Here is an 18,714-nt window from a genome sequence, read left to right as displayed (position 1 = left end):
AAAATATTGATTATTTAGCAAAAAATCAAGTTGAGATAACACAGTCAATCAACGAGAAATTATTTGATGACGATTTTTATAAATCAAAAGTTTTTCTTTTAGGAGAAATTCACGGTTATGCAGATAATCAAACTCTAGATAAGGAAATGTTATTTTTCCTGAATAAAAAAGCAGGAATCAAGTATTATATTGCTGAAATGGATAGTTTAACAGCTAAAAAACTAAACAGCTTTTTATTAAAAAACAGCAAAGACGAAGCAGTACTAAAAGAAGTTGTTTTAAATATAGCTAAAAGAATTCCTCAGCAATCGAGCCAAGAACTATTTGATAAATGGAATGCTGTTTATGATTACAATCAAAAATTATCTGATTCTTCAAAAATTACTGTAATCGGAATAGATAAGAATTTTGATGATACTTCAAAAGGTTCGAGAGATTTAGCTATGATCGCGAATTTTAAGAATACAATTAAAAAAATGAATATCGAGAATGAAAAGTTTTACGGTCTTTTTGGATATTTTCATACTATACAAAAGAAATCTGAGGGAGGAAAAGATACATTTGCAGCACAACTAAAAGAAGCTGGAATCAAAACAACAAGTATAGTTAGTTACACTATAGACAGCGAAATGTATCTTCCTAAAAACCCACAATTTCCAACACCAGAAAACGAGAAAGTAGATTGGTTAAATGCGGATGGACCTTTAATGCTTGTAAAAGGAATTAATGATTTAAAAGAATTAAGCAAACCTAATGCGATTACTCTTTTCAAACTTAATGCTCAAAATTCACCTTATCTTAAATCGCAAAATCTAATAAACATAAAATCAAGAGTTTTTGGAGAGAACATTGTTCCTCAAGAAGGTTCATTTACAACAGATTATTTTCAATATGTTTTTCTTCTTAGAAACTCTAAGGCATTAAGTAGATTGAAATAAAAAAGTATTAGAACTTTTTAGTGTGATTTTAGATTTGATCTTAAGTTGCTCGAATCAAAAAATCGGAAAGCAGTGAAATAGTATACTTATTAAAACAGTCTTAAAATTACCTCCAGCTAAGTTTGGAGGTAATTTTAAGTATTAGTATTGTTTTGAAAAGAATATATTTTGTTAGAAAGAACAAAAAAAACTTAAGTTTTTTAAAAGAGAACCTTTGAACCTTTGCTTCTCTGAACCTTTCAACCTCTTAAATAGAATTTCGATCAATAAAATTAAAAGGCACTTTTACTTGCCCTTTTTCTTTATTTAAAATCATTCGTGCAGCGGTTTCGCCCATTACATTAAAATCTGTAGACATTACAGTAATTCCTAATAATTCCTTCAAAGGAGTATCGTTGTAAGAGATAACGCCGATTTCTTCTCCTAGAATAAATTCTTCATCACGAATTTGCTTCATTAAGTTTACAAGATCAGACTCTTCAATGGTAATAAATAAATCTCCTTTTTTAAGAATCATATCATCGTATACTTCGCTTAGAACTTCGAAATTAATTTCGTGTTCCACACAGAATTTTCTAAATCCGTGCAAGATTCTTCTTGGATAAGGATAAACAGCTTTGTCGGGATAAACTAGAATCAGCTTTTTGTATTTTGATATTTTTTCTAAACCTTCTTTTAAAGCATTGTAAATATCATTTTCAAAATCCTGATATATTTTAATGATTTCGCCTTCCATTCCTAGTTTAATGTTGTCCATTAAAACTAATTTTTCCTGCGGAATTCTTTGAATTGCTTTTGCAACTTCATCAGTAAAACTCAAATGTTTTAGCTCATCTGTTTTAAAATGCGTGGTAATTACGTAATAATCATAAGCACCTTCAAACTTGTCTAACAAATTCAAAAACAATGTTTCATCACAATGATAAATATGAAGGTCAGTATGAGCATTAGCACCAAGTGTGTTGATAAACGAGCTGTACGTTTTCATTTTGTAAGCACTCAGTTTATTAAATAAAAACAGAATATTTACTTTAGATTCTAGTTTTGTTCTCGTAATATAATATCCTTTTCCTCTAATCGATGATATAATTTTTCGTTCTTTCAGGATATTATATGCCTTTTCTACTGTATCACGTGACATATAAAATTCTTCACTAAAACTGTTTATAGAGGGGATTTTTTGATTTATTTTTAAATTTCCGTTAGCAATATTCTGTAAAATCGAGTCTACAATTTGTTTGTATTTTGGCACCCTCGAATCTTCATCTATTTTAATTAATTTAATCATGATTATGTTTTGCAAACTAGTTTCATATTTTGGTCATGAAACATAATTTTAAATTATAATATTAAAAAAATGGTTTTTAAAACCTGCTTTACATACTGATTTTATTACTTTCCTTACAAAAAAAGCGCAATTAAATACGGCTTGTTTTATATTTAAGTGTTTTTCACAATTTGGTAGTGAACTGAGGATATAATAATTACGAAATCAATCGCTAAAATAGCGTTTTTAAATTTACTTTTCCAATACTTAAGGATTGTTCTTTGCAAATAATAAGCAGTTTTAACATAATTACAAGATTCATAAAGGATAGTACAGGACAGTTTTCTTTCGAGCATTATATTATTTTACAAAACCAAATTAACTATCACAATTAACCAAAAAAACAAATTATTAAATGGAATCATTATTAGGAATTATTTTTCATTCTATCGGAGGATTTTCTTCAGGTAGTTTTTATATGCCTTTTAAAAAAGTTAAAGATTGGGCTTGGGAAAGCTACTGGCTTGTGGGCGGTTTCTTTTCGTGGTTAATTGTACCGCCGATTGCAGCTTATTTAACGATTCCAAATTTTACAGAAATCATCGTTGCGGCATCTCCTTCTATTAAAGCCTTTACGTATTCGATGGGATTAATTTGGGGAGTTGGAGGTTTAACATACGGTTTAGGCGTTCGCTATCTTGGAATGTCATTAGGAAATTCAATTACCTTAGGATTTTGTTCTGCTTTTGGAGCATTAGTTCCTTCTATTTATTACGATTTATACCCAACAGAAGGTAAAATTTCATTTTCGGATATGCTGGCAAGTTCTGGCGGACAATTGGTTTTATTGGGTGTTGCAGTTTGCCTTTTAGGAATCGCTATTTCTGGAAAAGCTGGAATGCTGAAAGAAAAAGATTTTGCAACAGGTCACGAAGACAAGGATAAAGATTTTAGTTTAGCAAAAGGTTTAACTGTAGCGGTTATTTCAGGTATTTTAAGTTCGTTTTTTAATTACGGAATCGAAGCTGGAAAACCAATGGCTGAAAAAGCAGTTGAATTTGGCTGTAATCCTTTATTTCAAAACAACGTAACTTATATTGTTTTGCTTTGGGGAGGTTTGACTACCAATTTTATTTGGTGTCTATATCTTAATTTCAAAAATAAAAGTATTGGTGATTACACCAACAAATCTACTCCAATTACTAAAAACGTGCTTTTCTCAGCACTTGCTGGAACAATGTGGTTTTTGCAGTTTTTCTTTTATGGAATGGGCGAAAGTAAATTAGGAAACGGTGCAAGTTCATGGATTCTGCACATGGCAACTATTATTCTAACGGCTAATTTCTGGGGATTCTATTTGAAAGAATGGACTGGAGTATCGAAAAAAACATTTAGAACATTCCTTTGGGGAATCGGATTAATTATGCTTTCGATTGTTTTAGTGGGAATTGGAAACTCTTTATAAATACTGAAAAAACATATGATAACAATGTCAAATACAAATACAAAAAATATGAATTTTAAGCATGTTAGCTATCTTTGGGATGAGGCAAAAGCTCAAGAACTAGCTGGTGATGAAGTAGCGCTTTTCATTTATCGCTCTAACTTATTGGGAGCCGATTTAAGATTGACAAACTACGGAGGAGGAAATACTTCTGTAAAAATTACGGATAAAGATCCATTAACTGGAGCAAGTTCTGAAGTTATGTGGATTAAAGGTTCTGGAGGTGATATTGGAACTTTAACAAAATCGGGTTGTGCGGCATTATATTTAGACAGACTTCGCAATCTTGAAAATGTATACAGAGGAATTGAGTTTGAAGATGAAATGGTAGAATTGTTCAATCACTGTATTTTCGACTTAGCTTCAAAAGCGCCTTCTATTGATACGCCTTTGCATGGTTTCTTACCATTCAAACACATCGATCACTTACATCCAGATGCCGCTATTGCAATCGCAGCAGCAAAAGACGGAGCAAAAATTACAGAAGAATTATTTAACGGAGAAATCGGCTGGGTTGGCTGGCAGCGTCCAGGCTTCGATTTAGGACTTCAATTAAGAAATTGTTTAGAAGAAGCAGAAAAGAAAGGTAAAAAACTAAGAGGAATCATGTTAGGTTCTCACGGTTTATTTACTTGGGGTGATACTGCATACGAAAGTTACATCAATACATTGGAAGTAATCGAAAAATGTGCTGAATACCTTGAAAACAATTACGGTAAAAAACGCCCGGTTTTTGGAGGTCAGAAAATCGAAAGCCTTCCAGAAGCAGATCGTAAATTGAAAGCCGCAAAAGTTGCACCGATTTTAAGAGGTTTCTGTTCATCAGAGCGTCAAATGATTGGTCATTATACAGATGACGCAAGAGTTTTAGAATTCATTAATTCAAACGATCTTTCAAAATTAGCTCCATTAGGAACTTCTTGCCCAGATCACTTTTTAAGAACTAAAATCAGTCCATTGGTTTTAGAATTAGATCCAAACGAAGATTTATCAGATATAAATGCGGTTAAAGCAAAACTAGCTCCGGCTTTTGAGGCTTACCGTGCTATGTACAAAGACTATTATAATGCCTGCAAGAAATCGAATTCTCCTGCAATGCGTGACCCAAATCCAGTTGTGATTTTATATCCAGGAGTTGGTATGTTCACTTTTGCAAAAGATAAAACGATGGCACGTTTGGCATCAGAATATTATGTGAATGCAGTAAATGTAATGAAAGGTGCAGAAGCTGTTTCAGAATATACTTCGCTGCCTCACCAAGAAGCTTTTGATATTGAATATTGGTTATTAGAAGAAGCAAAATTACAACGTATGCCAAAACCAAAAGCATTGTCTGGAAGAGTAGCTGTGATTACAGGTTCTGCGGGCGGAATTGGTAAAGCTATTGCTAAGAAATTTGCTCAAGAAGGCGCTTGCGTAGTAATCAACGATATTAACCAAGAGCGTTTAGAAGGAGCAACAGCTGAGTTTATCAAAGCTTTTGGAAAAGATGCGGTTGCGAGTACATTACTTAATGTAACAGATGAAGCTAGTACAGAATTAGCTTTGGATCAAGCTTCTTTAGCTTTTGGAGGTGTAGATATTATTGTAAACAATGCCGGAATCAGTATTTCAAAATCTATTGCAGAACATACTCTTGAAGAATGGGATAGATTATATGATATCTTGGTAAAAGGACAATTTATTGTTTCTAAGGCCGGAATCGAAGTAATGCGTAAACAAGGTTTTGGAGGTGATATTGTGAATATTGTTTCTAAAAATGCTGTTGTTGCTGGTCCAAACAATCCTGGATATGGTTCTGCCAAAGCGGCACAAGCGCATTTAACACGTTTAATGGCTGCCGAATTAGGAGCAGATAAAATTCGTGTAAATACAGTAAATCCTGATGCTGTAATCTCAGATTCAAATATTTGGTCTGGCGGATGGGCAGAAGGTCGTGCAAAAGCATATGGAATTACAGTTGAAGAACTTCCAGCTTATTATGCAAAACGTACGTTATTAAATGAAATCATATTGCCGGATGATATTGCAAACGCTTGTTTTGCTTTTGTTGGTGGTTTACTTGGTAAATCAACAGGGAACGCTTTAAACGTTGACGGCGGTGTTGCAATGGGCTTTTATAGATAAAGATTGTTTAGGTTTTTTTATAAGTTTGTTTAAGCAAAAGTGGTTTTTTGTGGTCTAACGTTCGATATTTCGGACGTTAGATTTTTTTAGATATAACACTTTTATAAAGAAGACTAAGTAGCATAAAATAATAAAGTTAAACGCAGAGAACGATTATATAATTTTCGAGTTCAAAAAATGCTTTAACCTATAGAAATATAGTTTTTTCTTAAGTTTTAAAAATAGAAAAAATGATTCATCATTAATGCATAATTAGGTATTTTGATGGGAGAACTTTTAAGGTTATATTTTTATGTGTTAAAAACACACGAATAAAATTAAATTGTATATCTTGTATCTCTATTAAAATAATAAGTATTATGATAATCGGATCAAACAATATTGAATCTCATAACGAGGAATTATTAAAAAAGCACCAAAATAAACTGGTTTTTACAGCATCAGAAATTGATAATACAGAAGCCATTATTCAAAAATTAATCGACTTTCAAATTGCAATTCCATCTTGGGCTTTAGGAACAGGAGGAACAAGATTTGGACGTTTTGCAGGTGGAGGAGAACCGCGTTCAATCGAGGAGAAAATCGAAGATGTTGGTTTACTTCATAAATTAAACAATGCTTCAGGAGCTATTTCGCTGCATATTCCGTGGGATATTCCACAAGATTATAAAGCAATAAAAGCGCTCGCTGCACAACACAATTTAAAGTTCGATGCCATGAACTCGAATACATTTCAAGATCAGGCAGATGCAGAGCATACTTATAAATACGGTTCATTACAAAATGTAAATAAAGCAGTTCGTAAACAAGCGATTGCTCATAATATTGAAGTTATTAAACATGGAATTGAATTAGGATCTGAGTCATTAACAGTTTGGCTTGCTGATGGTTCTAATTTTCCTGGACAGTTGAACTTTCGTAAAGCTTATCAAAATACATTAGAAAGTTTAGAAGAAATCTATGATGCATTACCTTCAAACTGGAAATTATTTTTAGAATATAAATGTGCTGAGCCTAACTTTTATTCAACGACAGTTGCTGATTGGGGACAGTCTTATTCGTATGTTAAAAAGTTAGGCGATAAAGCGCAGACATTAGTCGATTTAGGACATCATTTACCAAATGCAAATATCGAGCAGATTGTTTCATTATTATTAATGGAAAACAAACTGGGCGGATTCCACTTTAACGATTCAAAATACGGCGATGACGATTTAACGGCAGGAGCTTTAAAACCATATCAGTTATTTTTAATTTTCAATGAATTGGTTGAAGGAATGGATGCAAGAGGAATGAATCACGCCAAAGATCTTGGCTGGATGATCGACGCATCGCACAACATCAAAGATCCGTTAGAAGATTTATTGCAGTCTGTAGAAGCTATTATGATTGCTTATGCGCAAGCGCTTTCTGTAGACAGAAAAGCATTAGAAAAAGCACAGGAAGAAAATGATGTAGTAAAAGCACAGGAAATTCTTCAGAATGCTTTCCGTACAGACGTTCGAGCGTTAGTTGCCGAGGCTCGTTTCCGTTCTGGTGCCGCTTTAAATCCAGTTGAATTGTACAGAAGCTTATCTGTTAGAAAAAATCTAATTGGAGAAAGAGGATTAAAAACATTAGCTACAGGCTTATAATTTATAATTGATAATTCACAATTTATAATTAATTAAATGAATGTAGTTGCAATTTTTGATATTGGTAAAACAAACAAAAAAGTATTCTTATTTGATGAAAACTATAGAATCGTTTGGGAGAAATCTGTCAATCTGGACGAAACAGTCGACGAAGACGGTTTTCCTTGCGAGAATATAGAAGTGCTTAAAAATTGGATTTTTGAGCGTTTAGAAGAAATAAAAGCTTTAACCAATTATGTATTAAAAGCGATCAATTTTAGTACCTACGGTGCTAGTTTTGTCTACATTGATAAAGAAGGAAAAATTTTAACTCCTCTGTATAATTATCTAAAAGATTATCCAGAGGATTTAAAAAACGAATTCTATCATAAATATAAAGGTAAAGAAAGATTTGCTGTAAAAACGGCTTCTCCGGTTTTGGGAAGTTTAAATTCAGGAATGCAGATTTATCGTTTAAAAGAAGAAAGATCAGAATTATTCGAAAAGGTAGAATACTGTTTGCACCTTCCGCAATTCCTAAGTTTTCTTTTAACCAATGAAGCTTACGCCGATATTACAAGTGTGGGTTGTCATACCAATCTTTGGAATTTCAAGAAAATGAAATACCATAAATGGTTAAATAATGAAGGCATTTCATCTAAAATTCCTGAGTTCTATTCTGGAAAAGACGTTATCAAAACCAAAGACGGTTTATCAGTAGGTGCAGGACTTCACGATAGTTCATCAGCTATAATTCCTTATACCATAAATTTCACAGAACCTTTTGTTTTATTGTCAACAGGAACTTGGAGCATTTCCTTAAATCCGTTCAATAATAAACAATTGACTTTTGAGGAATTGCAAAACGATTGTTTGTGTTATTTGCAATATACAGAAAAACCTGTAAAAGCCGCAAGACTTTTTGCAGGAAACGAGCATGAAATACAAACCAAAAGGTTAGCAGAATATTTTAAAGTTCCGGTCGATACATACAAAGAGGTTTATTTTGATAAAAACATCGTATCTAATTTAAGAGCTCTAAATTTTCAGATTATTTACCCTAAAAAGTATAATTTTGATATACTGAAAGAATGTCCTTTTCAAAAAAGAGAGCTGAAGACATTTAAAAGCTATGAAATAGCCTATCATCAATTAATGTTAGATTTGGTAGAACAACAAGTATTTTCAACTAACTTAGTCATTCATAACAGTCCTGTAAAGAAAATTTTTGTAGATGGAGGTTTCAGTAAAAATTCAATTTATATGAATTTATTAGCCGAAGCTTTCCCTGATATTGAAGTTTATGCCGCATCAATGGCGCAGGCAAGTGCTTTGGGAGCTGCATTGGCAATTCATCAAAACTGGAATCCTAAACCCATTCAGAATGACTTGATTGATTTGAAATTTTATAAGCATTGAAACAATTAAAAATTGAGAATTAAAAATTAAAAAATCTGTTCCTGATAGTTATTGGGATAAAGGATTAAAAAGATTTTTGTTTCTCGCAGATTTGGTAGATTGTGGAGATAAAAAATGCGTGATATTTGAATAAAAATTGATTTAATCTGCTAAATCTGCGAGTAAAAAATAAAACAATAAAAAATGAAAATCGGGCTATTTATACCGTGTTATGTCGATCAGTTTTACCCAAAAGTGGGTATTGCGACATACGAACTTTTACAGAAATTAGGTTGTGAAGTTCATTTTCCGATGGGACAAACCTGCTGTGGACAGCCAATGGCAAACAGCGGTTATGCACACTTAACAAAAGGCTGTGATACTAATTTTATAGCCAATTTTTCAGGATTCGATTATATTGTATGCCCTTCAGGAAGTTGTGTTCTGCATGTAAAAGACCATTTACATGATGATAAAAATGAACAAGCAGCGACAAAAATCAGAAACAGCGTTTTTGAATTAACCGAGTTTATAACTGATATTTTGAAAATTGACCATATCGACGGGCGTTTTCCTTTTAAAGTGGGAATGCATGTAAGCTGTCACGGACAACGTGGTTTGCATCTTTCGCAGATGTCAGAATTGAATGCGCCATTTTTCTCGAAACCCGAACAATTACTTCACAATATCGAAGGACTTGATTTGGTTGCTTTAACTAGAAAAGATGAATGTTGTGGTTTTGGAGGAACATTTTGTGTTACTGAAGAAGCCGTTTCTGTAAAAATGGGACAAGACCGAATTAAAGATCACGAAAGTCATAATGTTGATTATATTACAGGAGGTGATATGTCTTGTTTAATGCATTTAGACGGAATTTTGAAAAGACAGAAAAGCAAGATCAAAACCATCCATATTGCTGAAATATTAAATTCACTCGAAAATTAAAATAAGCGTTGAGTTTAGTTTTTTTAACCGCAAAGTTCGCAAAGAAAAAATAAGCAAAGCACACTATAAAATTAAAAATTAACCTTGCGAACTTTGCGGTTAAACAGAAGATACCAATAATAAACATTTCAAAATTGACTTTTAAATAATTAAAAATGTCATCAGAAAAAATAATACAGCACAGCGAAGCTGCAGAAAAATTCAACAAAGATGTGGAGCGTGTCAATTGGCATGATGAAACACTGTGGTTTGTTCGTGCAAAACGTGATAAATCGGCACATCAAATTGATGATTGGGAATTATTACGAGAAACGGCTTCAAAAGTAAAAGCTAATGTGCTTTCAAATATTCATGATTATTTAGTAGAATTTGAGGCTAATGCACAAAGAAACGGAATCATTGTACATTGGGCAGCTGATGCGAAAGAACATAATGAAATAGTGCATTCGATCATGGAAAAACATGATGTAAAGCAAATGGTGAAATCAAAATCAATGCTTACAGAAGAATGCCATTTAAATGATTATTTAGCCGAAAAAGGCATAGAAGTTATCGACTCAGATTTAGGTGAATATATTGTACAACTTCGTAAAGAACCGCCAAGTCATATTGTACTTCCAGCGATTCACTTAAAGAAAGAAGATGTAAGCGAAACTTTCCACGAACATCTGGGAACTGAAAAAGGAAATTATAATCCTCAGTATTTAACAGAATCGGCTCGTCATAGTTTAAGAAATACCTTTTTAACTAGAAAAGTGGCTTTAACAGGAGTAAATTTTGCGGTAGCAGAAACCGGTGAATTTGTAGTCTGTACCAATGAAGGAAATGCCGATATGGGCGCACATTTGGCCGATGTTCATATTGCCTGTATGGGATTTGAAAAGCTGATTCCACAACGTAAGCATTTAGGTGTTTTCTTGAGGTTATTAGCAAGAAGTGCAACAGGACAGCCTATAACAACTTTTTCAAGTCATTTCAAAAAGCCAAGAGAAGGAAAAGAACTTCATATTGTAATTGTCGACAACGGGAGAAGCAAACAGTTAGGGCGTGAAGATTTTAGAAATTCTTTAAAATGTATTCGCTGCGGTGCTTGTATGAATACCTGTCCAGTTTACAGACGAAGCGGCGGACACAGTTATCACAATGCGGTAGCAGGACCAATTGGTTCTATTTTAGCTCCCAATTTAGATATGAGCAAAAATGCCGATCTGCCTTTTGCCAGTACGCTTTGTGGTTCTTGTACCAACGTTTGTCCAGTAAAAATTGATATTCACGATCAATTGTACAAATGGCGTCAAGTTTTGGTAAAAGACGGTTATACACCAAAAGCTAAAACCATTGCAATGAAAACGATGGCAACAGTATTGGCAAATCCAACTATTTTTAATATTGCCGGAAAATCAGGAAGATTTGTAATGAAAAATGTTCCTGCAATGGTCAATAATAAAATGAATAAATGGTACGATCAGCGCGAAATGCCAGACGTTCCTGAGGAATCTTTTAGAGAATGGTACAAGAAAAATTCAAGAGAATCTAAAGCAAAAGATAATGAGCAGTAAAGCCGAAATTTTAAACAGAATAAAACTAAATCAGCCTGATTTGGTTACAGAACTGCCAGATTTAAGTCTTTTAGGTTCCGAAGATTTTGATACCTTAGAAACCTATAAAACGGTTTTAAAAGGAATTGGAGGAGATCCTGTTGAAGTATCTAATTATGAAGAAATAATTACGTACATAAGGGCTAATTATAATCTTAAAAAGAGATTAATTACAACATTGCCGGAGCTTTCAGAAATTGCTTCTTTAGATTGGACAACTGTTGATCCCCATATGCTTCATGATGTTGAATTAACGGTTGTAAAAGCACATTTTGGAGTTGCAGAAAACAGCGGTCTTTGGGTTACAGATGATATTTTAGGACAGCGAGTAGCACCATTTATTGCGCAGTATTTAGCGATAATTGTTCATAAAAATGATATTATCAGAACCATGCAGCAAGCTTATGAAAGAATCGGAAATCAGGAATATGGTTTTGGAACTTTTATTGCTGGGCCGTCTAAAACTGCCGATATTGAACAGTCATTGGTTTTGGGAGCACATGGTGCAAGAGGGTTGATTGTATTCTTGTTAGATTAAGAGGTGAGTTTTTTATAGAATTAGTTTATATAACAATGAAAAAACGAGGTATTTTACACCTCGTTTTTGTTTTATATTTTTTATGATGTTTGATCATCAACAACTGCGTCAGGAGCGTTTTTCTTTACAGATTCAATTCCGTTTTCTCTTGCAGCTGCACTTTCATACATTTCACTTGAACCAATTATTTGTCCATTGCTGGCTTTTAAATTAAAATACGGTTTTCCATTGCTGGATTCTTTTCTGTCATAACGACCATCATCTTGTGAGTTTGTTTTTACAGATTCGATTCCGTTTGTGCAGGCCGCTTTTGTTGTATAGCCTTCACTTGTTAAAATTGTCTGGCCGTTACCAGCTTTCAAATTAAATTGAAATTCACCATTGGTTCTTTTAGTAATTACAAATTTTCCCATTTAGTTTTTTATTTAAGTTAACTATAATATTTTGCTTTCTATAAAAATACAAAACTTAGTTATACAATCGCTAGTGTCAGAAAAAATAATTAATAGGATAATTATAACGGAATATTTTCTTTACAATTTGGAGGTTTTGAATAATAGAATAAGAGATTTCTTTATATTTGAATTAAATATTAGCTATAATTATTATGAGAAAACTATGTATTGTATTAGTAATTGCAACGCTGATTTCATCTTGCAATTCTAAAAAGAAGGAAGATACAGTAGAAACTGCTGTGAAAGATTCAACAACAGTAAGTACTGAAAAAAGCACAGCCGCGAAGGTTGATGTTTATGAAGGATTATTACCGTGTGCAGATTGCAGCGGTATAGAAACTGTTCTAAAAATTTATCAAGGAGATGGCACTATGGAAAGCCATAAGTTCGAATTGTTTACCGTATACAAAGGAAAATCCCCTGAAAAAGAGTTTGTAGAAAAAGGAACTTTTAATACCGAAAGAGGTTTAGAAAACGATCCAAACGGGACAATCTATGTATTGAATTGGGATAAACCGGCAGAGAACCAGATTTATTACGGTTATTACAGCGCAGATCCTGAGAAAGTATATATGTTAGATCGAGAGAAAAAAATAATCAAATCAGAGCTGAATTATGCTTTAACCTTGAAAAAGTAATAACATAAGAATCAATTAGCTTAGATAAAAAAAGAGACCTTTTAAAGTCTCTTTTTTTTTGTATATAATAATGCTAATTATTTAATTGTAATAGGCAGTTCAACCGTTGTTTTATCCCATCCAATTACCAAATTTGCTGTGTGCCTTGTGATGTAAAAGCAATCGATAAAGCTTCGATAACTGTAGAAACAGGTTTTACAGGAACAGATACTCGAACAACATCTTTACTTTCGTCATATGCATAACCACCCCATAAATCAAGTTCTTTGTTGATAATAATCGTCCATTTGTCTTTTTCAGGAATTGCAAATAAACTATAAGTTCCTGCAGGAACATTTTTACCGCCAATAGTTACAGGTTTGTAAAATTTAATTTCTGTATTTTCATTAGCACCAACTCTCCAAACTTCTCCATATTTTATTAAATCACCAAAAATAGTACGTCCTTTTACAGACGGTCTTGCATAGGTAACTTTGACAACAGGAGCTGGATTATCAGTTTTTTTGAACTTAACAGCTTTGTTAGGAAAATAAGAAATATCTACAGGACTTGCATCCAGTGGAGCAAATTTTACAACTTCCTGAGCTTGAACTGTAAATGCAGCAAATAAAGTAACTGCAAGTAAACTTAATTTTTTCATAGGATTACAATTTTTAGAATAAGTACAAAGTAAGTTAATAGTCAATAAAAATCACATCAATACAATTAGTTTTTTGTTAATGAATTGGTAATGACTCTTAAATTTAGTCTAAAACAACATTGAAAAATTTTAAAGAGATTTTTTAATTCCCATTTCAAGTCCTCTTAATTCAGCTAAACCACGTAATCGTCCAATTGCAGAATATCCTGGATTTGTTTTTTTCTTTAAATCATCCAGCATTTGATGTCCGTGATCTGGACGCATCGGCAGTTTGCTGTTGTTTCTTTTTTCAACCTCTAGAATTGCTTTTACCACTTCATACATATCTACATCGCCTTCAAGATGATTTGCTTCATAAAAACTGCCTTCTTCATCTCTCTGTGTACTTCTTAAGTGAATGAAATTCATTTTATCTCCATGACGTCTTACAATTCCAGGTAAATCATTATCGGCTCTAACGCCGTATGAACCTGTGCACATCGTAAATCCGTTTGATTTTGAAGGTGCTGCGTTCATTAATTCTATCAAATCTTCCTCAGTACTTACCACTCTTGGCAAGCCTAAAATTGGGTAAGGAGGATCATCAGGATGAATGGCCATCAAAACACCTTTACTCTCTGCAACTGGAATAATCTGCTTTAAAAAGTAAAACAAATTATCTTTTAAAGCCTGTCTATCAATATGATTATAAGCACTTAATGTAATTAAAAAATCCTCAACAGTATAAGCTTCTTCAGCGCCTGGAAGCCCAGCCAGAATGTTTTGCTGTAATTTTATCTTATCCTCATCAGTCATCACTTCAAAATAACTTTTCGCTTTTTGAGTCTGCTCTGGTGAATATTCCTTTTCAGCACCAGGCCTTTTTAAAATAAACAATTCAAAAGCCGCAAAAGCATTAATGTCAAAACGAAGCGCTTTCGATCCGTCTTCAACCGTATAAGATAAATCAGTTCTAGACCAGTCTAAAACCGGCATAAAATTATAGCAGACACATTGAATACCGCACAAAGCCAAATTTTGAATGCTTTCCTTATAGTTTTCAATGTATTGAAGATAATTTCCAGTTTGTTTTTTAATGTCTTCATGTACAGGAATACTTTCTACAACTGACCAAGTTAACCCTGAAACGCCTTTTTTAGGATCACCGTCTTGATATTCAATTTCAATTTTTCGTTTATTGATTTCGTCTACGCTCCAAACTTCTCCGTTTGGAATATGATGTAAAGCAGTTACAATTCCGGTTGCTCCAGTTTGTGCAATATCTTGTAAAGAAACAGGATCATTTGGTCCGAACCATCTTAATGTTTGTTCCATTTTGTATTATGTTGTTTTGTAATTTAGTTTGTTAAATACTCGTAGCTGCGAATCCGCCGTCAACCTTTAAGATTGTTCCCGTTACGAATTTTGACATATCACTGCATAAGAATAAAAGAGCGCCGTCAATATCTTCTGGCGTTCCAAATCTTCCCATTGGCGTATGGTCGATAATTTTTTCACCTCTTGGAGTCAGATTTCCTTCAGGAGTTAATAATAAAGCTCGGTTTTGTTCTCCAATAAAAAATCCAGGTGAAATAGCATTTACGCGAATTCCCTCGCCATATTTCTGTGCTAATTCAACCGCCATCCATTGTGTAAAATTGTCGATTGCCGCTTTTGAAGCTGAATATCCCACAACTCGTGTTAATGGTCTTTGCGCTGATGCCGATGAAATATTGATGATATTTCCTGATTTCTGTTTTGCAAAAAGCTCCGAAAAAACCTGAGTTGGAAGCATAGTTCCTATGATGTTCAAGTCAACAACTTTTTGTAAATCATCGCTTTTCATATCATAAACAGCTTGATCCGGTTGTACAGTTGCTCCCGGCATATTGCCGCCCGCAGCATTAATTAAAATATCTAGACGACCGTATTTTTCAACAATAAAGTCTTTTGCTTTTTCTAATTCTTCTTTATTCAAAACATTGGCTTGAATCGCAAAACCTTCTCCGCCATTTGATTTTATATGCTGTACCGTTTTTTCTGCTTTTTCAATAGATTGAGAAACGATCCCAACTATAACACCCTGTTTCGCCAAAACGTTTGCGAAATTACTTCCTAACACACCCGCACCGCCTGTAATAAGCGCAATTTTTCCTTTTAGATTAAATATTGAATCCATATCTATTTTATAATTTATTAATGTTTAAATCCCAATACTTTAAATTCCAAATTTTTAAAAAATAATAGTTTAAGTTCTTTATTTGGAATTTGGAATTTAAAATTTGGATTTTTCCTGAAGGGGAATTAGATCTTTACTTTAAAAACCAGTTTTTTCAAAAAACCTTCGCCAATCATAGCAGCGTGAACATCATCAGGAAATAAAATGGCAAATTGCTTTTCCTGCAATTCAAAAAACATATCTGGTTTATCATAGAAAAAACGTACATCTCTTTCGTCGCTGTAATCACCATTTGGTTTTGTACATTTTTCTCTTGGCTTCCAAGCAAAAGTTTCAGGACCTTGTATCGAAATTTGAATATCAATGTTTTTATCATGACATTCAAATCCTTTGATGCTTTCTTCTCTTGTACTTCCATCACCATGAATAACTATAAGTTTTAGACCTTCACAGATTTCAAACGAACCAGTTTCAAGGCTGGCAATATCAGTTTGGCTAACGTATTCAAAAGCTTTTTGAAAATTGGGATGCAGACCGTAATATTTTGCTGCATTATGTAATGAATCTATTATCATGAGGTAAGATTTAATTTTTTGTTTTTGAAATAAATAGTATAAAAGCTTCTGCTGTTTATATATAATGTGTAATTTTACGTGTACGCACACGGTGTTTTACAAATGTATGTAAAATGTAAAGTATAACAACCTATTTTTGCTTAAAAAAATAGAATTTTATAATAGTGCTTTTATCATTTTAACTTAAAAAGAATCAATATCATAACAATAAAGAAAATTGCCGAATTAGCTAATGTTTCTCCAGGAACTGTTGACCGAATTATTCATAATCGCGGACAAGCAGCACAAGAAACTGTAGATAAAGTCAATGCTATAATCGAAGAATTTGGTTATAAACGTAATATTTTGGCGAGTAATCTGGCTTTAAATAAGAAGTTTCATTTTGCGGTTTTTCTTCCTAAACATGAAAATCTTGAATATTGGCGCAGTCAGACAGACGGAATAGAAAAAGCCGCTGCTGAGTTTAGTAAATTCGGAATTGTTTTGGATTATTTCTATTATGATTATAATACGGCTTCTTTTAAAGAATCAGTAAAAAAAGTGATGGATTTTGAGTGCGACGGATTGCTTTTTGCACCCATTTTTCATGAAGATTCCGTTCAGTTTTTAAACGAATACAAAAAAAAGAATATTCCTGTTGTGATGATCGATTCCAATATTTCAAACAATGATGAATATGCTTATGTAGGTCAAGATGCTTTTCAGAGCGGTTATTTGGCGGGAAGACTCATTAGCTTTGCAGTAAAAAATCAAAGGAATATTTTGATTTTTAAAATTACTCGAGAAATAGAAAGTACATCCGTTTATTTGCAGCGAATAAAGGGATTTTATTCTTTTTTTGAAGACAATAATGAACTTACAAATTTTAAATTTTCTGAAGTTACTTTAAAAGATTCAAGTGTTGATGAGCTAAATCTTGAAATGTTTTCTGGAATAAGCAGCATTTTCGTGCCTAATTCAAGAGCCTATATTGCCGCTCAATTTTTAGAACAAAACAATATAAAAGGTATTCGAATTATTGGCTACGATTTATTAAAAGAAAACATAGAATACTTAAATAAAGGCGTAATTGATTTTTTGATTAATCAAAGACCCGAAGATCAAGGTTATATGGCAATTCAGTATTTGTATAAAAAAATGGTTTTAAAAGAAGATGCAGAGCCCACGCATTATATGCCGCTTGAAATAATTTTGAAAGAGAATTATTCTCCAGTCAAAAAGTAATTTTTTGTCATCTATAATAATGCGGCAGTTAAATGAATTATATTCTGTAATTTACAAGACTTCACTTTTGTGCGAGTTAAAATTATAATTAAATGAAAATCAATAAAAATGGTTAAATGTATTATTTTCGATTGTGATGGTGTGTTAGTAGATACAGAGAAAATTGGCAACGGAGTATTGCTTGAAATGGCGTCAGAACATGGATTTGAAATGAAAATTGAAGACGCTTATCGCAATTTCAACGGTCGTAAGTTAAAAGATTGTTTCAGATATATAGAAGAAACTATTGATAAAGAACTTCCAGAAACTTTTGAAACAGAATTTCGTCAGAGAAGTTTTGATGCTTTTAAAACGCAGGTTAAACCAATGGAAGGTGTTATTGAGTTTATAGATAAACTTACAATTCCGTATTGTGTTGCTTCAAGCGGGCCGGTCGAAAAGATTTGTTTAAATCTTGAAGTTGCTAGTTTGCTGGGTAAATTCGAGGATAAGCTTTTTAGTTCTTATCAAATAGGGAGTTGGAAACCAGAACCGGGAATTTTTTTGCACGCTGCCAAAGAAATGGGTTTTGATGTAAAAGACTGCATTGTGATCGAAGACAGCGTCGCAGGTGTACGAGCCGGAATGGATGGCGGTTTTAAAGTGTATGGTTTTGCAAACGGATATAATGATGCAGATTTAGAAAAAGAAGGAGCAAAACTCTTTAGAAGTTACGAGGAACTTGCTGTTATTTTAAGTTTATAATATAAAAATGGCTGTCATAAAACGACAGCCATTTTTTATTTAAGATATGTCCATTTCTTGATATGATTACTAAAAGAGAGTGTGAAATAGTTCGTTTGAATTTCTATTAAAATTCTTAAACATTATGATTTCGTAACAATGCCATAAACATAATAGCAATTTAAAGTTCTAAAATTGCAACTCCTTAGAGAGTTTATATCAAGTATAGTTTTTTTAATTGTTTACGTTTTTTAATGAATGAAGATACGGCTCATTTTTTTAAATAGAACATTTATAAACGATACAAGATTCAAACTATAATAACAACAATAAAATAGTTGCTGATACTTTTAAATAAACCACTAAAGTTTAT

17 protein-coding genes are annotated in these 18,714 nt (G+C 32.8%); 11 read left to right on the top strand and 6 right to left on the bottom strand.

The window, feature by feature from the left end:
• Positions 1-938, top strand: a 938-nt coding sequence (locus BOW57_RS20125) for a hypothetical protein (RefSeq protein WP_129056903.1), incomplete at its 5' end; no start/stop codon positions are given.
• Between the two features lie 247 nt (positions 939-1,185).
• On the opposite strand, the gene BOW57_RS20120 is transcribed toward BOW57_RS20125, so the two are convergent.
• Positions 1,186-2,226, bottom strand: coding sequence for a GntR family transcriptional regulator (locus tag BOW57_RS20120; RefSeq protein ID WP_089054749.1), 1,041 nt, complete (start codon positions 2,224-2,226; stop codon positions 1,186-1,188).
• Positions 2,227-2,620: 394 nt separating this feature from the next.
• On the opposite strand from BOW57_RS20120, the gene rhaT reads away from it, so the two are divergent.
• From rhaT to BOW57_RS20085, 7 genes are all read left to right on the top strand, one after another.
• Positions 2,621-3,670, top strand: a complete 1,050-nt coding sequence (rhaT, locus tag BOW57_RS20115; RefSeq protein WP_129056901.1) for an L-rhamnose/proton symporter RhaT — start codon at positions 2,621-2,623, stop codon at positions 3,668-3,670.
• 24 nt (positions 3,671-3,694) lie between these two features.
• Positions 3,695-5,836, top strand: coding sequence for a bifunctional aldolase/short-chain dehydrogenase (locus BOW57_RS20110; RefSeq protein WP_129056899.1), 2,142 nt, complete (start codon positions 3,695-3,697; stop codon positions 5,834-5,836).
• A gap of 359 nt (positions 5,837-6,195) precedes the next feature.
• On the top strand, positions 6,196-7,470 hold the full coding sequence (locus BOW57_RS20105; RefSeq protein WP_129056897.1) for a TIM barrel protein: 1,275 nt from the start codon (positions 6,196-6,198) through the stop codon (positions 7,468-7,470).
• 36 nt (positions 7,471-7,506) lie between these two features.
• Positions 7,507-8,868, top strand: a complete 1,362-nt coding sequence (locus BOW57_RS20100) for an FGGY-family carbohydrate kinase (protein ID WP_129056895.1) — start codon at positions 7,507-7,509, stop codon at positions 8,866-8,868.
• 183 nt (positions 8,869-9,051) lie between these two features.
• Positions 9,052-9,792, top strand: coding sequence for a (Fe-S)-binding protein (locus tag BOW57_RS20095; RefSeq protein WP_129056893.1), 741 nt, complete (start codon positions 9,052-9,054; stop codon positions 9,790-9,792).
• A 155-nt stretch (positions 9,793-9,947) separates the two neighbouring features.
• A complete protein-coding gene (locus tag BOW57_RS20090; RefSeq protein WP_129056891.1) occupies positions 9,948-11,351 on the top strand; it encodes a lactate utilization protein B in 1,404 nt (467 codons plus the stop codon).
• Positions 11,341-11,928, top strand: coding sequence for an LUD domain-containing protein (locus tag BOW57_RS20085; RefSeq protein WP_129056889.1), 588 nt, complete (start codon positions 11,341-11,343; stop codon positions 11,926-11,928). Before BOW57_RS20090 ends, BOW57_RS20085 begins: the two co-directional genes overlap by 11 nt.
• Before the next feature lie 80 nt (positions 11,929-12,008).
• Here BOW57_RS20085 and BOW57_RS20080 read toward each other — a convergent pair whose 3' ends face one another.
• Positions 12,009-12,341, bottom strand: coding sequence for a YegP family protein (locus BOW57_RS20080; RefSeq protein WP_129056887.1), 333 nt, complete (start codon positions 12,339-12,341; stop codon positions 12,009-12,011).
• A 194-nt stretch (positions 12,342-12,535) separates the two neighbouring features.
• On the opposite strand from BOW57_RS20080, the gene BOW57_RS20075 reads away from it, so the two are divergent.
• Entirely contained in the window at positions 12,536-13,021 is a 486-nt protein-coding gene (locus BOW57_RS20075) for a copper resistance protein NlpE (RefSeq protein ID WP_129056885.1), read from the top strand.
• A gap of 124 nt (positions 13,022-13,145) precedes the next feature.
• On the opposite strand, the gene BOW57_RS20070 is transcribed toward BOW57_RS20075, so the two are convergent.
• From BOW57_RS20070 to BOW57_RS20055, 4 genes are all read right to left on the bottom strand, one after another.
• On the bottom strand, positions 13,146-13,661 hold the full coding sequence (locus BOW57_RS20070; protein ID WP_371413532.1) for a DUF2911 domain-containing protein: 516 nt from the start codon (positions 13,659-13,661) through the stop codon (positions 13,146-13,148).
• Between the two features lie 129 nt (positions 13,662-13,790).
• The gene (uxuA, locus tag BOW57_RS20065; RefSeq protein WP_129056883.1) at positions 13,791-14,975 is read right to left on the bottom strand and encodes a mannonate dehydratase; all 1,185 of its coding nucleotides are present in this window, start codon (positions 14,973-14,975) and stop codon (positions 13,791-13,793) included.
• 31 nt (positions 14,976-15,006) lie between these two features.
• Positions 15,007-15,819: an SDR family oxidoreductase gene (locus BOW57_RS20060; RefSeq protein ID WP_129025570.1), complete on the bottom strand. Its 813-nt coding sequence runs from the start codon at positions 15,817-15,819 to the stop codon at positions 15,007-15,009.
• A 125-nt stretch (positions 15,820-15,944) separates the two neighbouring features.
• A complete protein-coding gene (locus BOW57_RS20055) occupies positions 15,945-16,394 on the bottom strand; it encodes a YhcH/YjgK/YiaL family protein (protein ID WP_129056880.1) in 450 nt (149 codons plus the stop codon).
• 192 nt (positions 16,395-16,586) lie between these two features.
• On the opposite strand from BOW57_RS20055, the gene BOW57_RS20050 reads away from it, so the two are divergent.
• Both BOW57_RS20050 and BOW57_RS20045 read left to right on the top strand, forming a co-directional pair.
• The gene (locus BOW57_RS20050) at positions 16,587-17,618 is read left to right on the top strand and encodes a LacI family DNA-binding transcriptional regulator (protein ID WP_371413533.1); all 1,032 of its coding nucleotides are present in this window, start codon (positions 16,587-16,589) and stop codon (positions 17,616-17,618) included.
• Between the two features lie 108 nt (positions 17,619-17,726).
• Positions 17,727-18,362: an HAD family phosphatase gene (locus tag BOW57_RS20045; RefSeq protein WP_129056876.1), complete on the top strand. Its 636-nt coding sequence runs from the start codon at positions 17,727-17,729 to the stop codon at positions 18,360-18,362.
• Positions 18,363-18,714: the final 352 nt, after the last annotated feature.

It is taken from the genome of Flavobacterium sp. YO64 (genome assembly GCF_004119505.1).
GTDB lineage: Bacteria > Bacteroidota > Bacteroidia > Flavobacteriales > Flavobacteriaceae > Flavobacterium > Flavobacterium oncorhynchi.
Note: the sequence above shows the minus strand (reverse complement) of the source record. Positions and strands in the feature narration are given on the sequence as shown.